Origin of the sequence: Streptomyces sp. NPDC001532, assembly GCF_040298625.1 — a bacterium.
In the GTDB taxonomy this organism is placed as follows: Bacteria; Actinomycetota; Actinomycetes; order Streptomycetales; family Streptomycetaceae; genus Streptomyces.
This window is the reverse complement of the sequence record NZ_JBEPAL010000036.1, coordinates 43,444-60,954: the sequence shown is the minus strand read 5'-3', so window position 1 is coordinate 60,954 and position 17,511 is coordinate 43,444. Positions and strand designations below refer to the sequence as shown.

Sequence of the window (17,511 nt, the reverse complement as noted above, 5' to 3'; positions counted from 1 at the left end):
GTGCACAGACCGTTGCACGGGCGTGGGGCGCTGTTCGAGACGGATCCGGCCGGGCTCGCGCCCCGGCTGGTGGGGCTGCGTCCGCACCAGCACCGCGCGGTGCCCGTCGAGCACCCGCGCGAGGTGCCGTTCGTCGTGCTCACCGGTGCCCGCGGGCTCGGCAAGAGCGCGGTCCTGCGGGAGCTGCGGGACGCCTACCAGGGGCACACGCCGGTCGCGCTGGTCGACTGCGCCGCCACCGAGTTCGCCGCCCCGCCCTCCGGGCGGCCCGCCGAGGCCTGGTCACCGCTCGCGCAGGCGCTGCTGGTCGTCGCCGAACAGCTCGCCGCGCCGGTCACCGGGGCCGGGCGCATCCAGTTCCCGCGGCTGATGTCGGGGCTGGTCGCGGTCGCCGCAGGCGGCTGGGGCGACGCCGACTCCGAGCGCATCCGGCGCGAGGTGGAGCGGATCCTGCTGCTGAACGAGAGCGGGTCCTGGCTGTCGGGGATCGCCGGGCGGTGGGCCGGGCGGGTCGCCGCCAACGTGGTGACGGCGGTCAGCGGGACCGGGCAGCTGCTCACGGCCGCGATCGAGGCGACCCTCGACTCGCTGTCCGAGGGCTTCGGCAACCGGCGCCACCAGCGGGCCTCCATCTGGTACCGGGACTACCCCAACGCCGGCGGGCACGCCCGGCGCGGACTGATGCTGCTCTCCGGCCACTTCCGGGCGGGCGGCACCTCACGGCAGCACGCCGAGCGCCATCTGGTGCGGGCGCTGCTCGCCGACCTCACCGACGCCTACGCCGGGGTACTGCCCCGGATGCAGCGCCTCGGACGGCCGCTCGTCCTCGTCGACAACGCGCAGCACGCGCCCGGACCGGAGCTGATGGACGCCGTGCTGCGCGACCGCGCCGAGGGCGTCGCCGACCGGGTGGTGTTCGTCGCCGGGCTGCGCGGCAAGGGCGAGTTCCTGCGCAGGGCCGTACGGCGGGAGCTGTCCGAGCTGGCCCGGCGCACCGACTGGACGCCGGAGGCGGGGGCGCCGTCCTCGCGGGCGCTGCTGGTGACGCTGCCGCCGCTCAGCCCCGACGACACCCTGCACATCGTCGGCGCCGCCTGTGAAGAGCTGGCCGTGCCGCCGCAGCTCCCGCACGCCACCCACCGGCTGACCGGCGGCAACCCGCTCGGCATCACCGTCCTCGCCGAGGCCGCCGCCCAGCAGCTGCCCGGCGCCACCTCGCTGGGCGAGCTGCTGACCGCGGAGGTGCGGCTCGCCGAGGACCAGGCCGGCGCCCCCGCCTACCGGGAACTCCTCGACCGGCTCGTGCCCGCCGACCGGCTCGGCGAACTCACCGTCCTCGCCGCCGCCCACGACCACGACTCCGCCTGCGCCCTCGCCGACGCGCTGCTCTCCGACGACTTCGGCCCCGCCGACGTGCGCGCCCTGCAGACCCGGCTCGCCGCCGAGGGACAGCCGCTCGCCGCCGGGCAGTTCGTCGGGGACCCGTTCGTACGGACGCTGCTGCTGCTGCGGCTGCACCACCTGGACGCCGACCACGCCCGGTGGCGGCAGGCGCACGAGCGGCTGATCCGGCACTACGCGCCCGACGGCGCCGACGACCCGCCGGCCCGGGCCGGTTGCCGGCTGCACCACGAACTCGCCCTCGGCCGGCCCGAGCCGGCCATCGCCCACCTGCGGGACGCCTTCACCGCCCTGGACACCCGCACCTGGCTCGCCACCCTCCGCTTCGTCGCCGCCGCGCCCTACTTCCACGCGCACGACGCCCAGGGCCGCGACTTCACCGGGCAGGGCGACCGGCGGGCGGCGGTCGCGCTGGGGCGGACCGACGCGGCGTACGCGGTGCCGGACGGGGTGGACACGGCACTGCATCTGCGGGTGCGGCGGCTGCTGCACGCGGTGTGGCAGCTGTCCGACCCGCTGGTGCTGCCCGACCCCAAGGTGTGCGACCGGCTGCGCTTCGAGCTGGAGCAGCTGTCCGACCTGCGGCCGGCGGGCAACGCGCTGCTGTGGCGGACCTCCCGCGAGTGGCCCGAGGACGCCCTCGCCGGACGGCCGCTGCGGCTGCCGGAGGACGACGACCAGGACGACGGGGAGGCGTGATGGCACGCGGATTCGGGGCCCGGCTGCGCGAACACGTCTGGGAGATCCCGCTGCGCCGGTATCTCGCCCTGCTGCTGACCGCCGCGCTGCTGGCGGGGCTGGTCCTCGCCGTCCGCACGGTCACCCGCGAGGACCGCTCCTGCGCGCCCGGGGTGGTGCGGCTGGAGGGCAGCGACGAGTGCGTGGGCGTGGCGACCACGGCGTACGACTTCGGGCAGGAGCGGCTGCGGGACACCCTGCGGGCCATCGAGCGGGAGAACCGTTCCCTCAAGGAGGGCTCCTACGTCACCGTCGCGCTCCTGGAGCCGTTCACCGCGACCGACCGCGACACCGTCAACCACGTCCTGCACCAGCTCCAGGGCACCTATCTGGCGCAGTACCAGGCCAACCACGCCGCCAACGGCCAGACCCCGGCGATCCGGCTGGCGCTCGCCAACCCCGGTGCCTCCGGCGAGCACTGGGAGCACACCGTCGACCAGCTGGAGCGGATGGCCGACGGCCCCGAGCGGCTGCGGGCCGTCACCGGGATCGGGCAGAGCACCGACAACACCAAGAACGCCGTACGGGAGCTGACCCGGCGCGGCATCCCGGTGATCGGCTCCTCCATCACCGCCGACGACCTCGCCAACGGGCAGGACGGCACCGACCCGTTCCCGGGCCTGGCCCGGGTCTCCCCCACCAACACCGACGAGGCCCGCGCGCTGGCCTCGTTCGCCAAGGTGACGGCGGGGCGGGCGCTGCTGGTCCACGACAAGCCGGGCGATCCGTACACGCGCACCCTCCAGGAGTCGTTCGCGCGGCTCATCGAGGGCTCGCCGTACGAGCCGCAGCCGTTCACGCCGCCCGCCGACCGCAGCCAGGAGGGCACCACCGCCAACACCTTCCGGCAGATCACCCATCTCGTCTGCGACACCTCGCGGGAGACCGACACCATCCTGTTCGCCGGCCGCCACACCCAGCTGCGGCAGTTCGTCAACGCGCTCGGCCGGCGCGGCTGCCAGGACCGCGAGTTCACCGTGCTGACCGGGGACGAGGGCTCCTACCTCACCGGTGACCGCGATCTCGACCGCGGCGCGCTGCGCAACCTGTCGGTGCGCTACACCGCCCTCGCCCACCCGGACGCGTTCGCGGCCGATCCGCCGAAGAGCGGCGGCTCGACGGCCGACACCGAGGCGCTGAACGGGCTGCTGGCGAGCGGGAAGCGGGAGCCGGTGGGGCCGATCGGACCGATCACGCTGGAGGACGGCCAGCTGATCATCGCGTACGACGCGATGCGGCTCGCCATCCACGGCATCCGGGAGGCCACACCGGACGGGCGGACCGACCCGCCGCTCGCGGACGTGGGCCTTCAGTGGCCGCAGGTGAAGGGGTCGCTGCGGGTGAACGGGGCGAGCGGCTGGATCTGCCTGGACGTGCACGGCAACCCGTACGACAAGGCCGTGCCGATCGTGGAGCTGACGGCCGAGGGGCGGGCGCGGTTCGTGGAGATCGCGTGGCCGGAGGGCAAGCCGCCGGGCAAGGAGTGCCTGCCGCCGTCGTAGCGGCGGGCGTCCGCTCAGGCGAGGTCCAGGTGCTCGATCAACTGTTCGAATCGAGCGCGCCAGCGCGGCTCCGTCTCGCCCTCGCCCTCGAACTCATGGGTGAAACGGAGCACGCACGCCGCCTCACCGTCCCGCTCCAGATGGAAGCGGATCCTGCCGCCGCCCTCCACCGTGTACTCGGCGACCCGGTCCACGTCCCAGGCGGTGACCTGGCCGGACCCGAGGTCACCCAGCGCGACCGCACCGCCCAGCCGAGGCTCCAGCTCGGCGCCCTGGGCGCACCAGGACGCCAGCCCCTCGCCGCTGGCCAGCGAGGGCCAGACCGACTCCATGCGCCGCGGGAGCCGCACCAGGAAGTGCAGGATGTGGGTGTTCCCGTGGGTCTGGCTGATGCCCTGTTCTATGGTTCCGGTCATTCCGGTCATGACACCAGCCTGACCCCTGGGCCGGCGATCTGCACCCGAGCGGTCGATCAGAAGCCGACGGCCTGGAGCGCCCCGAGGCCGACGTCGGCGTAGGAGTGCTTGCCGGAGACGAAGATGTTCACGCCGTAGTAGTTGAACAGCCAGCAGCCGAAGGCGAGCAGCGCCAGATAGGCGGCCTTGCGGCCCTTCCAGCCGGCCGTGGCGCGGGCGTGCAGGTAGCAGGCGTAGGCGACCCAGGTGATGAAGGACCAGACCTCCTTGGGGTCCCAGCCCCAGTAGCGGCCCCACGCGTCGCCCGCCCAGATGGCGCCCGCGACGATCGTGAACGTCCACAGCGGGAAGACGGCCGCGTTGACGCGGTAGGAGAACTTGTCCAGCGAGGCGGCGGCGGGCAGCCGCTCCAGCACCGAGGTCGCGAACCGGCCGGGCCGGCCGCCGGAGGCCAGCTTGTTCTCGTAGGAGTCGCGGAACAGGTAGAGGATCGTGCCGACCGCGCCCAGGTAGAAGACCGCGCCGCAGAAGATCGCCGTGGAGACGTGGATGTACAGCCAGTACGAGTGCAGCGCCGGGACCAGCTGGTCACTGGCGGTGTACAGGACGGTGACGGCGAGACCGAGGTCGAGCAGGACCGTGGTGATCAGGAAGAGCCCGATCCAGCGGACGTTCTTCCTCAGCGCCAGCAGCAGGAGGTAGGTGCCGACGGCGACCGTGGAGAAGGTGATGTTGAACTCGTACATGTTGCCCCACGGCGCCCGCTCCACCGAGAGCGCCCGTGCGAGCACACCACCGAACTCGATCAGGAACCCGAGCACCGTGAGCGAGACGGCGATACGCCCGTAGAGGTCGCCCTTCTCGGTCCCGCCGTGCGCCCCGGGCCCGTCGGGCACGTCCCGCGCCCCGGCCTGCGCCCGCACGGTGACCTTCGGCCGGTCCAGCACGGCGGTGCCGCCGGCCGACCGCACGGTCACGGCGGGCGCCTCGGACCCCGCCTTCGCCGGGGTCAGCGCGGCGGCGGTGCGGCCCACCTTGCTGCGGCTGCCGAAGAGCCATTCGGCGATGTACGCGAAGAAGGCCAGGGTGTAGACGGCCATCGCGGAGTAGATCAGCGTATTGCTGAGATTCGCGAGACTTTCGTTCGTCGCGGCGGCGAGAGTCACTTCTGGTCAGACCCTTCGGCAGGTACGGGGGTTTCTGAGGGGTCGTCGGCATCGGGCGCGCCCGGTGCCTTCTCGTAGAGGGTGGCGGCGAGCTCTCCCAGTTCCTCGGGCACCTTGGCGGACTCGCTGCGGCCGAGCCCGGCCATCTCGACCACGGTGACGCCGTCGGGGCCCTCGGTCGCGCGCACCCACACCCGTCGCCGCTGGATGAACAGGGAGGCGGACAGGCCCAGGATCGCGATCACCGCGCCGCCGAGCGCCCAGCCGCCGCCCGGCTCCTGGACCACCTGGAAGCCGGCCCACTCGCGGACCTCCCGCTCGAAGGTGATCGAGCCGGCGCCGTCCGGGAGGGTCAGGGTGTCGCCGGGCTTCAGCTGCTTCTTCAGCAGCTCGCCCTTGCTGTCCTCGAACTCCTTCAGATGCGTCTTGTCCAGCTGGTACACGCTCTGCGGGATGCCCGAGTCCACGCCGAGGTCGCCGTGGTAGGCGGAGACCGCGAGCATCGGGTTCACCAGCGCCGGGAACTGCGACAGCATCGTGCCGCCGCCGTAGGTCGGCAGGAAGAACAGGTTGAAGCCGAGCTGCTCGCTCTTGCCCTTGGCGTCCTTGTAGCCGTCCATCACCTTGACCACGCCGGAGGAGGTCACGTTCCCGTCGAGCGGCAGCAGCGGCACGGCGTCCTGGTAGACGACGTTCCCCTTGCCGTCGCGGACGGTCACCACCGGCGCGTAGCCGTGGCTGACCAGGTAGACCTTGGCGTCGCCGATCTCCAGCGGCTCGTTGACCTCGACGGTCGTGCTGCGCTCCTTGCCGTAGGCGCCGCTGCTGTAGGACAGCTCGGCCTGGTAGGTGCGCGGGGTGCCCCGGTTGGGGCCGCTCGTCTCGTAGGTGCCGGTGAAGTTCTTCAGGTCGAAGCTGAACGGCACCAGGTCGTCGTCGGCGAACAGGCTGCCGGACTTGAAGTCGTCGTACTGGGAGAGCGTGTTGGCGAACCCGTCGCCCTCCACCACCAGCTTGTTGCCCTCCGACTTGAACAGCTGGCCCCAGCCGAAGGCGATCAGCAGCACGATCAGCGCGATGTGGAAGGCGAGGTTGCCGACCTCGCGCAGATAGCCCTTCTCCGCGGCGACCGCGTCACCGGTGACATGGGCGCGGAAGCGCTGCCGCTTCAGCAGGGCGAGCGCCGCCTGCCGCACCTCCTCGGGCGCGGCCTCGGTGCGCCAGGTGGTGTGCGCGGGCAGCCGGGTCAGCCGCTTGGGCGCGGCCGGCGGCCGGCCGCGCAGCTGGCCGACGAACTGCCAGGTGCGCGGGACGATGCAGCCGATGAGGGAGACGAACAGCAGGATGTAGATCGCGGAGAACCACACCGAGCTGTAGACGTTGAAGAGGCCGAGCTTGTCGTAGAGCGGCGCGAGGGTGGTGTGCTGCTCGCGGAAGTCCTCGACCTTGGTGGCGTCGATACCGGTCTGCGGGATCAGCGAGCCGGGGATCGCCGCCAGCGACAGCAGCAGGAGCAGCAGCAGCGCGACCCGCATCGAGGTCAGCTGCCGCCAGAACCAGCGGACCCAGCCGAGCACGCCGAGCGCGGGCAGGTTCGGGGCCTCCTCGCGCGGAGCGGTGGACAGCTGGGAGCCGGCCGCTCCGAGGTCCTGGTCCTTGTCCTGGCCCTCGGGGGCGCTGGTTGTCGTCTTGCTCATGAGTCAGATCCCCACAGTGAAGCCGTTGGACCAGGTCTGCATCTCCTGCACGAAGCGGTCCCAGGCTCCGGTCAGCAGCAGCACACCGGTCACGATCATCATCGTGCCGCCGATGCGCATCACCCAGACATAGTGGCGCTTGACCCAGCCGAAGGCGCCGAGGGCCTTGCGGAAGGCGACGGCGGCGAGCACGAAGGGGACGCCGAGGCCCAGGCAGTAGGCCACGGTCAGCAGGGCGCCGCGGCCGGCGCTCGCCTGCTCGAAGGAGAGGGCCTGCACGGAGGCGAGGGTCGGGCCGATGCAGGGCGTCCAGCCGATGCCGAAGAGGGCGCCGAGGAACGGCGCGCCGAGCAGGCCGGTGGTGGGCCGCTTGTGGAAGCGGAACTCGCGCTGGGTGAGCCAGGGCATCAGGCCCATGAAGAAGACACCCATGAGGACCATGAGCACACCGAGCACCTTGGACAGCACGTCCTGGTGCTCCCGCAGCGTGAAGCCGAAGTAGCCGAACAGCGCCCCGCCGGAGACGAAGACGGCGGTGAAGCCGAGGACGAAGAGGGAGGCGCCGGCGACCATCCGCCCGCGCCGGGCCTCGGCCAGGTCGGTGCCGCTGACCCCGGTGACATAGGACAGATAGCCGGGCACGAGCGGCAGTACGCACGGCGAGAAGAAGGAGACGAGCCCGCCGAGCACGGCGATCGGCAGCGCGAGCAGCAGCGCGCCGTGCATCACCGTGCCGTTGTAGCCCGTCGCGGCGGCGAGAGTGGCACTCACGTCACTTCTCCGCGAGGACCGGCTCGATCATGCCGCGCAGGTTCTCCTCGCTCAGCGCGGACAGGGCACGGGCCGCGATCCTGCCGTCCCGGTCGATGACCAGGGTGGAGGGGACCAGCTGCGGGTTGAGGGTGCCCTTGCCGAAGCGGAGCATCAGCTTGCCGGTGGGGTCGTACAGGCTCGGGTAGGTGATCCCCTGCTCCTTCTCGAAGGCGAGCGCGGGGGTGGTGCTCGTGTCGCGGGTGTTGACGCCGACGAACTCGACGCCCTCGTCCTTGATGTCGCCGTAGACCTTCTGGAAGTGCTTGGCCTCCAGCCGGCAGGGACCGCACCACGATCCCCAGAAGTTCACCACCAGCACCTTGCCGCGGTAGTCGGCGGTGCTGAGCGGCTCGCCCTCGATGGTCTTGCCGGACAGCTCGGGCGCCTCGGCGCGCTCACCCCGGGCGGCGGTGGCGATGCCTTCCTTGCCGGTGACGAGATTGGTGTCGCCGCCGCCGCCCGAGGTTCCCCCGGACGTGCACGCGGACAGCGCCAGCGCGGTGACGACGGCACCGGCGGCGAGCAGGGTGGTACGGCTGGCGGCACTCATGTGAAAAGTTTCGCATGCCCGTTCCAGGGATCTCGGGCACCCCCCTTACCGGAGCAAACCCCCATTTCAGAACCGCCTCCAGCCCGCGGCCGGCGCCTGCCCCACCTCCAGGGTGCGCAGCTTGTCCAGCACCTCGGGCCGCTGGACGTCCAGCCAGTCGGTGAACTGCCGGAACGAGACCAGCCGTACGTCCTCGCCCTTCTCCTTCTCCCGTGCGATGTGCTTCAGGGCCTCCTCGACGGCGTCCATGTAGATGCCGCCGTTCCACTGCTCGAAGTGGTTGCCGACGAAGAAGGGTGCACGATTTGTCTCGTATGCGCGCTTGAATCCCTGGATGTAGGCCTGCGTCGCCTGCTCCCGCCAGGCCGGGTGGCGGTAGGCGGGCGCGTTGGTGGAGTTCACGGACTGGTTGGCGAGGATGTTGTAGTCCATCGACAGGACCTCGAACGAGCGTCCGGGGAAAGGTATCTGCTGGAGCGGAAGGTCCCATATGCCCTGTTTCCTCCCCGGCCACACCTGACGCCCGCCCGGCGACGAGGCGTCATAGCGCCAGCCCAGCTCCCGCGCCGTCGGCAGCAGCCGCTCCTGGCCGAGCAGACACGGCGTACGGCCGCCGACCAGCTCCTTGTCGTAGTCGAAGGGCAGCGGCGGCAGATCGGTCCACCCGGTGTTGGTCCGCCACTCCTTCACGAAGGACTTCGCCTGCTCGATCTCGCTGCGCCACTGCTGCGGCGTCCAGTTGCCGACCGAGCCGGAGCCCGCACAGAAGTGACCGTTGAAGTGGGTGCCGATCTCGTGCCCGTCCAGCCAGGCGCGGCGGACGTTCTTCAGCGTCTCCTTGATGTGGTCGTCGGTGAGGTAGCCGATGTCGGAGGCGCCGCGCAGGTTGTTCGGCGGGTCGTAGAGCCGCTTCTTCGACTCGGGCAGCAGATACAGCCCGGAGAGGAAGAAGGTCATGTGCGCGCCGTGCTCCTTCGCCAGGTCCAGGAAGCGCGGGAAGAGACCGTTGCCGACCTCGCCGGCGCCGTCCCAGGAGAACACCACGAACTGCGGCGGCTTCTGACCCGGCGCCAGCGGCTCGGGCGCGGGCGGCTGGTGGGGCTGCCTGCCGGTCCAGGCGGTGGAGCCGTCGCCGATGGGACGCACGGGCGGCGGGCTGGGCTTGCCGGGCCTGCTGTCCCCGGAGGCGGAACCGCCGGGGCGGGCCGGGCCCTCTGAGGGGGTGTGGGTCCCGCACCCCGCGACACCGAACGCGGCGGCCGCCCCCGCGCCGAGTCCGATCGCTCCCCGTCGGCTGATGTGACGCATACCGTCCCCCGTCCGTCGTGCTCTGTGGTGGTCACCCACTCAGAGGCCACGACGGACGGGAAGGTTCCCCCGAATCGTCCGCTTTTCGTAACAACTACGGGGATATGCAGTGAAGATCGGCGGTCGGTCCGTTACGCCCCGAACGCCTTGTCCTGGCCCTTCACCGGCTTCGCCCCGGCCCGCAGATGGACCGGCACCAGATCGATGGCGGGCTCGCTGTAGCCGACCGACACGATCCGGTCGCCCTCGTAGGTGAAGGACGTCAGCGAGGCGAGCGTGCACTGCCGGCGGCGCGGGTCGTGCCACAGCCGCCGCCGCTCGACGTAGGACCGCACGATCCAGATCGGCAGCTGATGGCTGACCAGCACCGCCTCGTGCCCGCGGGCGGCGTCCTTGGCGGCGTCCAGCGCGGCCGTCATCCGCACCACCTGGTCGATGTACGGCTCACCCCACGACGGCTTGAACGGGTTGACCAGGTGCCTCCAGTTCTCGGGCCGCTTGAGCGCCCCGTCGCCGACCCCGAAGGTCTTGCCCTGGAAGACGTTGTCCGCCTCGATGAGCCGCGCGTCGCTCGCCACGTCCAGCCCGTGCGCCTTGGCGATCGGCGCCGCCGTCTCCTGCGCCCGCTCCAGCGGGGAGGCGCCGACATGGGTGACGTCCCGGCCGGCCAGGTGCTCGGCGACCCGGTCCGCCATCTGCCGGCCCAGCTCGGAGAGGTGGTAGCCGGGCAGCCGGCCGTAGAGCACGCCGTCCGGGTTGGCGACCTCGCCGTGCCGCATCAGATGGACCACAGTGATGTCGCTCATCGCTCGGTCGCCTCCGCGGCCGCCCGGGCCGCCGCCGGAAGGGCGTCGGCGATCCGCTGCACCGCCCGCTCGTCGTGGGCGGTGGAGACGAACCAGGACTCGAAGGAGGACGGCGGCAGGTAGACGCCGCCCGCGAGCATCGCGTGGAAGAACGCGGTGAAGCGGAACGACTCCTGCGCCTTGGCGTCGTCGTAGTCGCGCACCGGGCGGTCGGTGAAGAACACCGAGAACATGTTGGAGGCGTTCTGCAGCGTGTGCGCGACGCCCTCCTTCGTCAGGGCCTCGCTCACCAGCGCCTGGATCTGCCGCGACACGGCGTCGACCTTGGCGTAGGCCGCGTCGTCGAGCAGCCGCAGCTGGGCGAGCCCGGCCGCGGTGGCGACCGGGTTCCCGGAGAGGGTGCCGGCCTGGTAGACGGGCCCGGCGGGCGCGAGCCGCCCCATCACATCGGCCCGCCCGCCGAAGGCGGCCGCGGGGAAGCCGCCGCCCATGACCTTGCCGAAGGTCAGCAGGTCCGGGACGACCCCGTCGACCCCGAACCAGCCGGCGCGGCTGGTGCGGAAGCCGGTCATCACCTCGTCGGAGATGTACAGCGCGCCGTTCTCGGCGCAGGCGTCCTTCAGCCCCTGGTTGAAGCCGGGCAGCGGCGGCACCACGCCCATGTTGCCGGGCGAGGCCTCGGTGATCACACAGGCGATCTCACCGGGGTGCGCCTGGAAAGCGGCCCGCACGGCGTCGAGATCGTTGTACGGCAGCACGATGGTGTCGCCGGCCTGGGCGCCGGTGACACCGGGCGTGTCGGGCAGCGCGAAGGTGGCGAGGCCCGAGCCGGCGGAGGCGAGCAGCGCGTCGACGTGCCCGTGGTAGCAGCCGGCGAACTTGATCACCTTCGACCGTCCGGTGAACCCGCGGGCGAGGCGGATCGCGGACATGGTCGCCTCGGTGCCGCTGGAGACCAGCCGCACCTGCTCCACCGGAGCCACCCGGTCGACGATCTCCTCGGCGAGCGCCACCTCGCCCTCACCGGGCGTGCCGAAGGAGGTACCGCGGGCGACGGCCTCCTGCACGGCGGCGATGACCTCGGGGTGCGAGTGCCCGAGGATCATGGGCCCCCAGGAGCACACGAGATCCACGTACTCCCGCCCGTCGGCGTCCGTCAGGTACGGTCCCCGACCGGACGCCATGAACCGGGGCGTCCCGCCCACGGCGCGGAAGGCGCGGACCGGCGAGTTCACGCCGCCGGGCGTGACGGCCGCCGCACGGTCGAACAGTGCCTGCGAGACAGGCGCTTCGTATGAATAGGGCAGTTCGCTCATGACCTGCGACTTCTCCGACTTCTCGGACTCCGGCTGCTGGGTGACCTCCTCAGGGTAGGCGGCCGGAGAACCGAGCGTGGGCCCCCACCCATCTGCGAAACTGGGCATGGCTTGGTCAGAAGGCCGCACGGATCCCGCGGACAGGTGTTTCCACGCACGTTTCGTCGCGTGGCCGTGGGGGAGGTCACTGACACGATGATCGGGTTGCGCGGCGGGGGCCACGCGTCCTAGAAAAGCAGTCGGGTGGAGATATGCATCGCGGTGGCGGACTGGGCGAGGGGACTGACGACCTGGGTCCTCGACGTGCCCGGCGGGGAAGGCACCGACGCGAAGCGGAGGACACTGCGCAAGCACGTCAGGCACGGGACATGCCGGGTGAACCGGAGCGGCTCGACCGACGTATGGACGGACGGATCGACCGCCTCGGGGCGGGGAGCGGGAATGGTGGTCGGGTGGGGGTGACGTACAAGTACTTCGGCGCGCCGGACGGCGCGACGGCGGCCCGTGTCCCGATCTCGATGCGCCCCGAGGAACTCGGCGGCGACGAGCTCGGCATGAACGGCATGTTCACCAAGATCAAGCCGGAGACCATGGCCGCGATGGTCCTCACCGGCATCGAAGGCGTCCCGCTGCACAAGGTCCCGCCCCTGGAACTGGTCGTCCTGCACCCCGACTACGCGGTCGTGAAACTCCCCATGACGGTCGTCGACCCCCTCCGCGGCATCGGCGAGGAAGCGGTCGGCGCGGCGGCCTTCATCTGGTCCACGGTCCCGGACCGGGGCGGCCCGCGCGACGCGTTCAACGTGTACCAGCTGCTGCACGAGTGGCAGGACTTCTCGCACCGGCTGCACGAGGCGGGGCATCAGCCGTACTGCCTGGTGTGGCCCTGAGCCGGAAGGTCCGGTGACGGCGGGCGAGGTCTTCGGGCCTCGCCCTTCTTCGTGCCCACGAGGAGCCGGCGGGCGGGCGGGCCGGCGGGCGGGGCCGGCCCGCACACCGCCTCGACGTGCGCGCTCCGGCGGCCGGTGCCGGGAGGGGAGCCGTCTTCGTCGGTCGGAGCCGGACATGGTCAAGGCCGTCCGCCGGCGCTGCCCGGACTGGTTCGACGGCAAGGCCGCCCATCTGTGGGAGCACCCGCCGGTCGAGCAGGCCAAGCGCTGCGTCGACGTGATCTGCGGACCGGAAGGGGCCTGGCCAAGGCTCGGGAGTACAGCGACGTCGGCGGCCCGCGCTGCGCGGCCACCCCGCCGAACCGCGTCGTCTTCGCCGACCCGGACGACGCGGCCGCCGAGGAGACCCTGGCCTGCGTCCACGACCGGCTCGGCCACGGCGCCGAGAACGGGCCCTGGCGCGACTTCCGCCTCACCGCCGCCATGGAACCGCGCCACGGCGAGAACCCCGCCGTCCTGGACCCCGCCGCCCCCGAGACGGCGGCGGCCCTCACCGCGAGCATGCCGCTCGACTCCGTCGCCGTACGCGTCGACGGCCCCCGCGCCTGGCACGAGGACCTCGTCATCGGCCTCGTCGTCACCGACGAGGGGCGCCGCCACCGGCTCTCCCCGCGCGACGGCGTCCTCACCCACCGCGGTGTCCCGGCCGACGGCGCACCGCCCAGGACGCCCGCCGGTCTGGCCCTGACCCTCACCAGGCCCCGGTCGCTCGGCGTCCTCTCCGGCCGGGGGCTCGACGGTGTGACGGTCGACGGCGGCCCGTCCCTGCCGGCGCGCCTCTTCTCGTACGTCACCGAACCCGACAAGGCCTTCCCCGTCGTCACGCCGTGAGCCGCCCTGCGGGACGCACCCGCGGGGCGGACCCGTTCAGCAACAGGCGCTCGCCGCGGGCTTGGTGAGGGTGTCGGCGTCGGCCTTGACGACGTACACCTCCCAGGGCTCCCGGCCGGGGCCATGGACCCAGACCTTGTCCTGGAGGGCGTAGCAGCAGGTGGTGTCGGCCTCCTCGGTGGTGGTCAGGCCCGCCTCGCTCAGACGGGCGGTGGCGGCGTGGACGGACTCGGTGGATCCGACCTCGACGCCGAGGTGGTCCAGCCGGGTGGCTTCCTCGCCGGCGCCTTCGATGAGGACGAGCTTGAGCGGGGGTTCGGCGATGGCGAAGTTGGCATAGCCGTCGCGGAGTTTGGCGGGTCCGGTGCCGAACAGCTTGCTGTAGAAGGCGACGGAGGCGTCGAGGTCGGGGACGCGCAGGGCGAGTTGTACGCGGGACATGGCATGTCTCCTTGTCTGACCGGGGGTTCAGCAGCCGCCGGAGGTGGCGGCCGGGGCGCCGACGCCGATCCGGAGGGTGGCCGGGGCGCCGCAGCAGCCTCCGCCTTCGCCGGCCTCGGCGGTTTCGGGGGCGTCGTAGAGACCGGCGCCGCCGCACACGCCGGTTTCCGGGAGCACCAGCTCGACGCGCTCGGCGGCGTCGCGGTCGCCGGCGAGCGCGGCGGCGACGGAGCGGACCTGCTCGTAGCCGGTCATCGCCAGGAACGTGGGCGCCCGGCCGTAGGACTTCATGCCGACCAGGTAGACGTCCTGCTCCGGGTGGGAGAGCTCGTTCACGCCGTGCGGGTAGACGGTGCCGCAGGAGTGGACGTTCGGGTCGATCAGCGGGGCGAGCGCGGTCGGCGCCTGGAGGCGTTCGTCGAGGCCGAGGCGGATCTCGGAGAGGAACGACAGGTCGGGGCGCAGGCCGGTCAGCACGATGACCTCGTCGACCGGGTCCAGGCGGCGGCCGTCCTCGGCGACCAGGACGAGCCGGTCGCCGTCACGTTCCACAGCCTGAGCGCGGAAGCCGGTCACCGCGCTCGCGTGGCCGTCCTCGACGGCCGCCTTGGCCCGCAGGCCCAGGGCGCCGCGGGCGGGGAGCTGGTCGGCGGCGCCGCCGCCGAAGGTGTCGGCGCCGATACCGCGCCGCAGGACCCATGCCGTGTGGGTGCCGGGCTCCTCCCGGGCGAGGTCGGCGAGGCCGGCCAGCGCGGTGAAGGCGGAGGCTCCGGAGCCGACGACCGCGGTGCGCCGGCCGGCGTACCGGGCGCGGACCGCCGGGTCGCGCAGGTCGGGGACGCGGTAGGAGACGCGGTCGGCCGCCGCCCGCTCGCCCAGGGCGGGCAGGCCGTCGGCGCCCAGCGGGCTGGGCAGGGACCAGGTGCCGGAGGCGTCGACGACGGCCCGCGCGGCGATCCGCTCCTCCTGGCCGTCGGCCCGCTCGACGAGCACGGTGAAGGGCTGCTCCTCGCGGTCGGCGTCGACGATGCGGTCGCGGCCGGCGCGGGCCACGCCGGTCACCGTGACGCCGTAGCGGACCTTGTCGCCGAGGACGTCGGCGAGCGGCTGGAGGTACCGCTCGGCCCAGTCGCCGCCGGTGGGGTAGGCCGCGCCGTCCGGGCGGACCCATCCGGTGGGGGCGAGCAGCTTCTCGGCCGCCGGATCGGTGACCTCGGCCCACGGGGAGAACAGGCGGACGTGCGCCCAGCCGCGCACGGCGGTGCCGGCGGAGGGGCCGGTCTCCAGGACCAGCGGTTCCAGGCCGCGCTCGACGAGGTGGGCGGCGGCGGCGAGGCCGACGGGGCCCGCGCCGATGACGACGACGGGCAGCGGGCGGGTGGCGGGCGCGTTCACGATCTCCCCTTTGCTTCGACATTCGTCGATGGCTTGTACGGCCAGCATGGCACCTGCATCGACAAGCGTCAACATAGACACTCATCAAAACAAAGGTTCTGGTTCGACATGTGTCAACATAGATGCATGTCGAACACGAAGGTGCTGCCGCTGATCGAGCCCGACTCCGGCGCCGTCGCGCCCTGCTGCCCGCCGCTCACCGAGCGCCCGTTCACCGCGGACGAGGCCGAGACGGCCGCGCGGATGTTCAAGGCGCTGGGAGACCCGGTGCGGCTGCGGCTGTTCTCCGCGGTGGCCTCGCACGAGGGCGGCGAGGCGTGCGTGTGCGACATCTCCGACGTGGGCGTCTCCCAGCCGACCGTCTCCCACCACCTGAAGAAGCTCAAGGAGGCCGGCCTGCTCACCTCCGAGCGGCGCGGCACCTGGGTGTACTACCGGGTCGAGCCGTCCGTGCTGGCCGCGATGGGCAAGCTGCTGACCGTCGCGCCGGTCACGCCGGTCAGGGCCTGAGGCCGGCCGCACCCGCGGGGCACGTCACTCGGCGGTCTCCCGGCCGGTCATGAAGACCAGGGCCACCAGCGCCAGTCCGGCCACGGCGCCGATGAGCTGCATGCCGATGAAGACCGGGACCGATGCGGGCGCGATGCCCGCGAAGGTGTCGGTGAAGGCGCGGCCGATGGTCACCGCCGGGTTGGCGAAGGAGGTGGACGACGTGAACCAGTAGGCGGCGCCGATGTACGAGGCCACGGCCACGGGCGCGAACCGCAGCCGGTCGGTGCGGGCCAGGCCGAAGATCAGCAGGATCAGTCCGGCGGTCGCGACGACCTCGCCCAGCAGCAGATGACCGGCCGAGCGGTCGTGGGTGGACCACTTCACCAGCGGCTCGGCGAACATCGCGTCGGCCAGGACCGCGCCCGCGATCGCGCCGGCGGTCTGAGCGGGGAGGTACACCGCCGCCTCGCGCAGCGTGACGCCGGCGCCGCCGCGCCGGGCCGTCCACCACTCGGCCAGGGTGACGGCGGGGTTGAAGTGCGCGCCGGAGACCGGGCCGAGCAGGGTGATGAGAACGCCGAGGCCGAAGACCGTGGCCATGGAGTTGGCCAGCAGCTGCAGACCGACGTCCTCGGTCAGCCGCGTGGCCTGGATGCCGGAGCCGACGACGACGGCGACGAGTGCCGCCGTGCCGACCAGTTCGGCGGCCGCCTTGGCGAGCAGCGGAGGGCGCCGGGGCGGAGTCGCGCCCGGAGCGGGCCGCGGCTCGACGGCGGGGGCGACGCGGGCGCCGGGGGCAGCGGGGGATTCCCCTCCGCCGTGCTGGGCGGCCTCGGTGGCGGTCAACGGAACTCCTCGGTGCGGGTCGCCGTCAGGGCGGGTGATCAGGGACAGGAACGCTTCACTCGGTGCTCGGCGGTGGTGCGGGCGCTCTGGGCGAGTTCGGCGAACCGTCCGGCGAGCGAGTCGATGACGTCGGGCTTGAGCCGGTAGTAGGTGAACCGGCCGCACGGCTCCGTCTCCACGACCCCCGCCTCGCGCAGCACCCTCAGATGGTTGGAGAGGTTGGTCTGCCGGGCCCCGGTCTCCTCGATCAGATGCGTCGTGCAGAGCGTCTCGCGCGCGAGCAGGGTGACGATCCGGAGGCGGAGCGGGTCCGCGAGCACCCGCAACAGATCAGTGTCGACTGACGTCAGCATGGGCTGATACTTTCACATCATTCCTGGCTGATACGAGCCCGGCCGATCCGCTGACGAAGGAAGAACCGATGTCCTCCCGCCCGCTCGCCTCCGTGCTGTTCGTCTGCGTCCACAACGCCGGGCGTTCACAGATGGCCGCCGGATTCCTCTCCCACCTCGCGGGCGACCGGATCGAGGTCCGCTCCGCCGGCTCCGTGCCCGCCGACCAGGTCAACCCGGCCGCGGTCGAGGCGATGAAGGAGGCGGGCATCGACATCGCCGGCCAGAGGCCCAAGGTCCTCACGACCGAGGCCGTCCAGGCGTCCGACTACGTCATCACCATGGGCTGCGGCGACGCCTGCCCGGTCTTCCCCGGCAAGCGGTACCTCGACTGGGCCCTGGAGGACCCGGCGGGCCAGGGCATCGAGGCCGTCCGCCCGATCCGCGACGAGATCGAGAAGCGGATCGAGGCGCTGATCGCGGAGATCGACGCGCAGCGAAAGGCCTGACC

At 72.3% G+C, this 17,511-nt stretch carries 18 protein-coding genes and 1 pseudogene; 7 read left to right on the top strand and 12 right to left on the bottom strand.

The features are described from left to right. Complete coding sequence (locus ABT232_RS28120; protein WP_351844839.1) at window positions 1–2,100, top strand: hypothetical protein; 2,100 nt, start codon at window positions 1–3, stop codon at window positions 2,098–2,100. Beyond that, complete coding sequence (locus ABT232_RS28115) at window positions 2,100–3,641, top strand: type 1 periplasmic-binding domain-containing protein (RefSeq protein ID WP_351844837.1); 1,542 nt, start codon at window positions 2,100–2,102, stop codon at window positions 3,639–3,641. Before ABT232_RS28120 ends, ABT232_RS28115 begins: the two co-directional genes overlap by 1 nt. 14 nt (window positions 3,642–3,655) lie before the next feature. Here ABT232_RS28115 and ABT232_RS28110 read toward each other — a convergent pair whose 3' ends face one another. From ABT232_RS28110 to hemL, 8 genes are all read right to left on the bottom strand, one after another. Further along, entirely contained in the window at window positions 3,656–4,057 is a 402-nt protein-coding gene (locus tag ABT232_RS28110) for an SRPBCC family protein (protein WP_351844835.1), read from the bottom strand. 56 nt (window positions 4,058–4,113) lie between these two features. After that, on the bottom strand, window positions 4,114–5,223 hold the full coding sequence (gene ccsB / locus ABT232_RS28105) for a c-type cytochrome biogenesis protein CcsB (protein WP_351844833.1): 1,110 nt from the start codon (window positions 5,221–5,223) through the stop codon (window positions 4,114–4,116). Next, window positions 5,220–6,920: a cytochrome c biogenesis protein ResB gene (gene resB, locus ABT232_RS28100; protein WP_351844831.1), complete on the bottom strand. Its 1,701-nt coding sequence runs from the start codon at window positions 6,918–6,920 to the stop codon at window positions 5,220–5,222. The genes ccsB and resB overlap by 4 nt, the downstream gene beginning before the upstream one ends. Before the next feature lie 3 nt (window positions 6,921–6,923). Further along, on the bottom strand, window positions 6,924–7,646 hold the full coding sequence (locus ABT232_RS28095; RefSeq protein ID WP_351844904.1) for a cytochrome c biogenesis CcdA family protein: 723 nt from the start codon (window positions 7,644–7,646) through the stop codon (window positions 6,924–6,926). A gap of 46 nt (window positions 7,647–7,692) precedes the next feature. Then, window positions 7,693–8,283: a TlpA family protein disulfide reductase gene (locus ABT232_RS28090; protein ID WP_351844829.1), complete on the bottom strand. Its 591-nt coding sequence runs from the start codon at window positions 8,281–8,283 to the stop codon at window positions 7,693–7,695. Between the two features lie 66 nt (window positions 8,284–8,349). Continuing rightward, window positions 8,350–9,591 carry a polysaccharide deacetylase family protein gene (locus ABT232_RS28085; RefSeq protein ID WP_351844827.1) on the bottom strand — a complete coding sequence of 414 codons (1,242 nt, stop codon included), beginning with the start codon at window positions 9,589–9,591 and terminating at the stop codon, window positions 8,350–8,352. Between the two features lie 131 nt (window positions 9,592–9,722). Next, window positions 9,723–10,397, bottom strand: a complete 675-nt coding sequence (locus ABT232_RS28080) for a histidine phosphatase family protein (RefSeq protein ID WP_351844825.1) — start codon at window positions 10,395–10,397, stop codon at window positions 9,723–9,725. Beyond that, the gene (gene hemL, locus ABT232_RS28075; RefSeq protein WP_351844902.1) at window positions 10,394–11,713 is read right to left on the bottom strand and encodes a glutamate-1-semialdehyde 2,1-aminomutase; all 1,320 of its coding nucleotides are present in this window, start codon (window positions 11,711–11,713) and stop codon (window positions 10,394–10,396) included. The genes ABT232_RS28080 and hemL overlap by 4 nt, the downstream gene beginning before the upstream one ends. 452 nt (window positions 11,714–12,165) lie before the next feature. On the opposite strand from hemL, the gene ABT232_RS28070 reads away from it, so the two are divergent. The 3 genes and pseudogenes from ABT232_RS28070 to ABT232_RS28060 all read left to right on the top strand — a co-directional run bounded on the left by ABT232_RS28070 (window position 12,166) and on the right by ABT232_RS28060 (window position 13,494). Then, on the top strand, window positions 12,166–12,603 hold the full coding sequence (locus ABT232_RS28070; protein ID WP_003974483.1) for a hypothetical protein: 438 nt from the start codon (window positions 12,166–12,168) through the stop codon (window positions 12,601–12,603). Window positions 12,604–12,778: 175 nt separating this feature from the next. Next, window positions 12,779–12,844 (top strand): annotated as a pseudogene (locus tag ABT232_RS28065) (hypothetical protein); the annotation flags it as partial. After that, on the top strand, window positions 12,838–13,494 hold the full coding sequence (locus ABT232_RS28060; protein WP_351844823.1) for an alkyl sulfatase C-terminal domain-containing protein: 657 nt from the start codon (window positions 12,838–12,840) through the stop codon (window positions 13,492–13,494). The pseudogene ABT232_RS28065 and the gene ABT232_RS28060, both read left to right, overlap by 7 nt. 36 nt (window positions 13,495–13,530) lie before the next feature. On the opposite strand, the gene ABT232_RS28055 is transcribed toward ABT232_RS28060, so the two are convergent. After that, window positions 13,531–13,935, bottom strand: coding sequence for an ArsI/CadI family heavy metal resistance metalloenzyme (locus ABT232_RS28055; RefSeq protein WP_351844822.1), 405 nt, complete (start codon window positions 13,933–13,935; stop codon window positions 13,531–13,533). Window positions 13,936–13,962: 27 nt separating this feature from the next. Next, a complete protein-coding gene (locus tag ABT232_RS28050; RefSeq protein ID WP_351844820.1) occupies window positions 13,963–15,330 on the bottom strand; it encodes an NAD(P)-binding domain-containing protein in 1,368 nt (455 codons plus the stop codon). A gap of 126 nt (window positions 15,331–15,456) precedes the next feature. On the opposite strand from ABT232_RS28050, the gene ABT232_RS28045 reads away from it, so the two are divergent. After that, window positions 15,457–15,840 carry an ArsR/SmtB family transcription factor gene (locus tag ABT232_RS28045; RefSeq protein WP_351844818.1) on the top strand — a complete coding sequence of 128 codons (384 nt, stop codon included), beginning with the start codon at window positions 15,457–15,459 and terminating at the stop codon, window positions 15,838–15,840. A gap of 24 nt (window positions 15,841–15,864) precedes the next feature. On the opposite strand, the gene ABT232_RS28040 is transcribed toward ABT232_RS28045, so the two are convergent. Together ABT232_RS28040 and ABT232_RS28035 are read right to left on the bottom strand one after the other, a co-directional pair. Then, window positions 15,865–16,668: an aquaporin gene (locus tag ABT232_RS28040; protein WP_351844816.1), complete on the bottom strand. Its 804-nt coding sequence runs from the start codon at window positions 16,666–16,668 to the stop codon at window positions 15,865–15,867. Window positions 16,669–16,706: 38 nt separating this feature from the next. Continuing rightward, window positions 16,707–17,021, bottom strand: coding sequence for an ArsR/SmtB family transcription factor (locus ABT232_RS28035; protein ID WP_351844814.1), 315 nt, complete (start codon window positions 17,019–17,021; stop codon window positions 16,707–16,709). 68 nt (window positions 17,022–17,089) lie between these two features. Between ABT232_RS28035 and ABT232_RS28030 the strand changes: the two genes are divergently transcribed. Beyond that, window positions 17,090–17,509 carry an arsenate reductase ArsC gene (locus ABT232_RS28030; protein ID WP_351844812.1) on the top strand — a complete coding sequence of 140 codons (420 nt, stop codon included), beginning with the start codon at window positions 17,090–17,092 and terminating at the stop codon, window positions 17,507–17,509. The last annotated feature ends 2 nt before the right edge of the window (window positions 17,510–17,511 follow it).

Coding starts and splice junctions, on each gene's coding strand:
- ABT232_RS28115 (WP_351844837.1), top strand. CDS start 2,100: ATGGCACGCGGATTCGGGGCCCGGCTGCGCGAACACGTCTGGGAGATC.
- ABT232_RS28110 (WP_351844835.1), bottom strand. CDS start 4,057: ATGACCGGAACCATAGAACAGGGCATCAGCCAGACCCACGGGAACACC.
- resB (WP_351844831.1), bottom strand. CDS start 6,920: ATGAGCAAGACGACAACCAGCGCCCCCGAGGGCCAGGACAAGGACCAG.
- ABT232_RS28095 (WP_351844904.1), bottom strand. CDS start 7,646: ATGCACGGCGCGCTGCTGCTCGCGCTGCCGATCGCCGTGCTCGGCGGG.
- ABT232_RS28090 (WP_351844829.1), bottom strand. CDS start 8,283: ATGAGTGCCGCCAGCCGTACCACCCTGCTCGCCGCCGGTGCCGTCGTC.
- ABT232_RS28085 (WP_351844827.1), bottom strand. CDS start 9,591: ATGCGTCACATCAGCCGACGGGGAGCGATCGGACTCGGCGCGGGGGCG.
- ABT232_RS28080 (WP_351844825.1), bottom strand. CDS start 10,397: ATGAGCGACATCACTGTGGTCCATCTGATGCGGCACGGCGAGGTCGCC.
- hemL (WP_351844902.1), bottom strand. CDS start 11,713: ATGAGCGAACTGCCCTATTCATACGAAGCGCCTGTCTCGCAGGCACTG.
- ABT232_RS28055 (WP_351844822.1), bottom strand. CDS start 13,935: ATGTCCCGCGTACAACTCGCCCTGCGCGTCCCCGACCTCGACGCCTCC.
- ABT232_RS28045 (WP_351844818.1), top strand. CDS start 15,457: ATGTCGAACACGAAGGTGCTGCCGCTGATCGAGCCCGACTCCGGCGCC.
- ABT232_RS28035 (WP_351844814.1), bottom strand. CDS start 17,021: ATGCTGACGTCAGTCGACACTGATCTGTTGCGGGTGCTCGCGGACCCG.
- ABT232_RS28030 (WP_351844812.1), top strand. CDS start 17,090: ATGTCCTCCCGCCCGCTCGCCTCCGTGCTGTTCGTCTGCGTCCACAAC.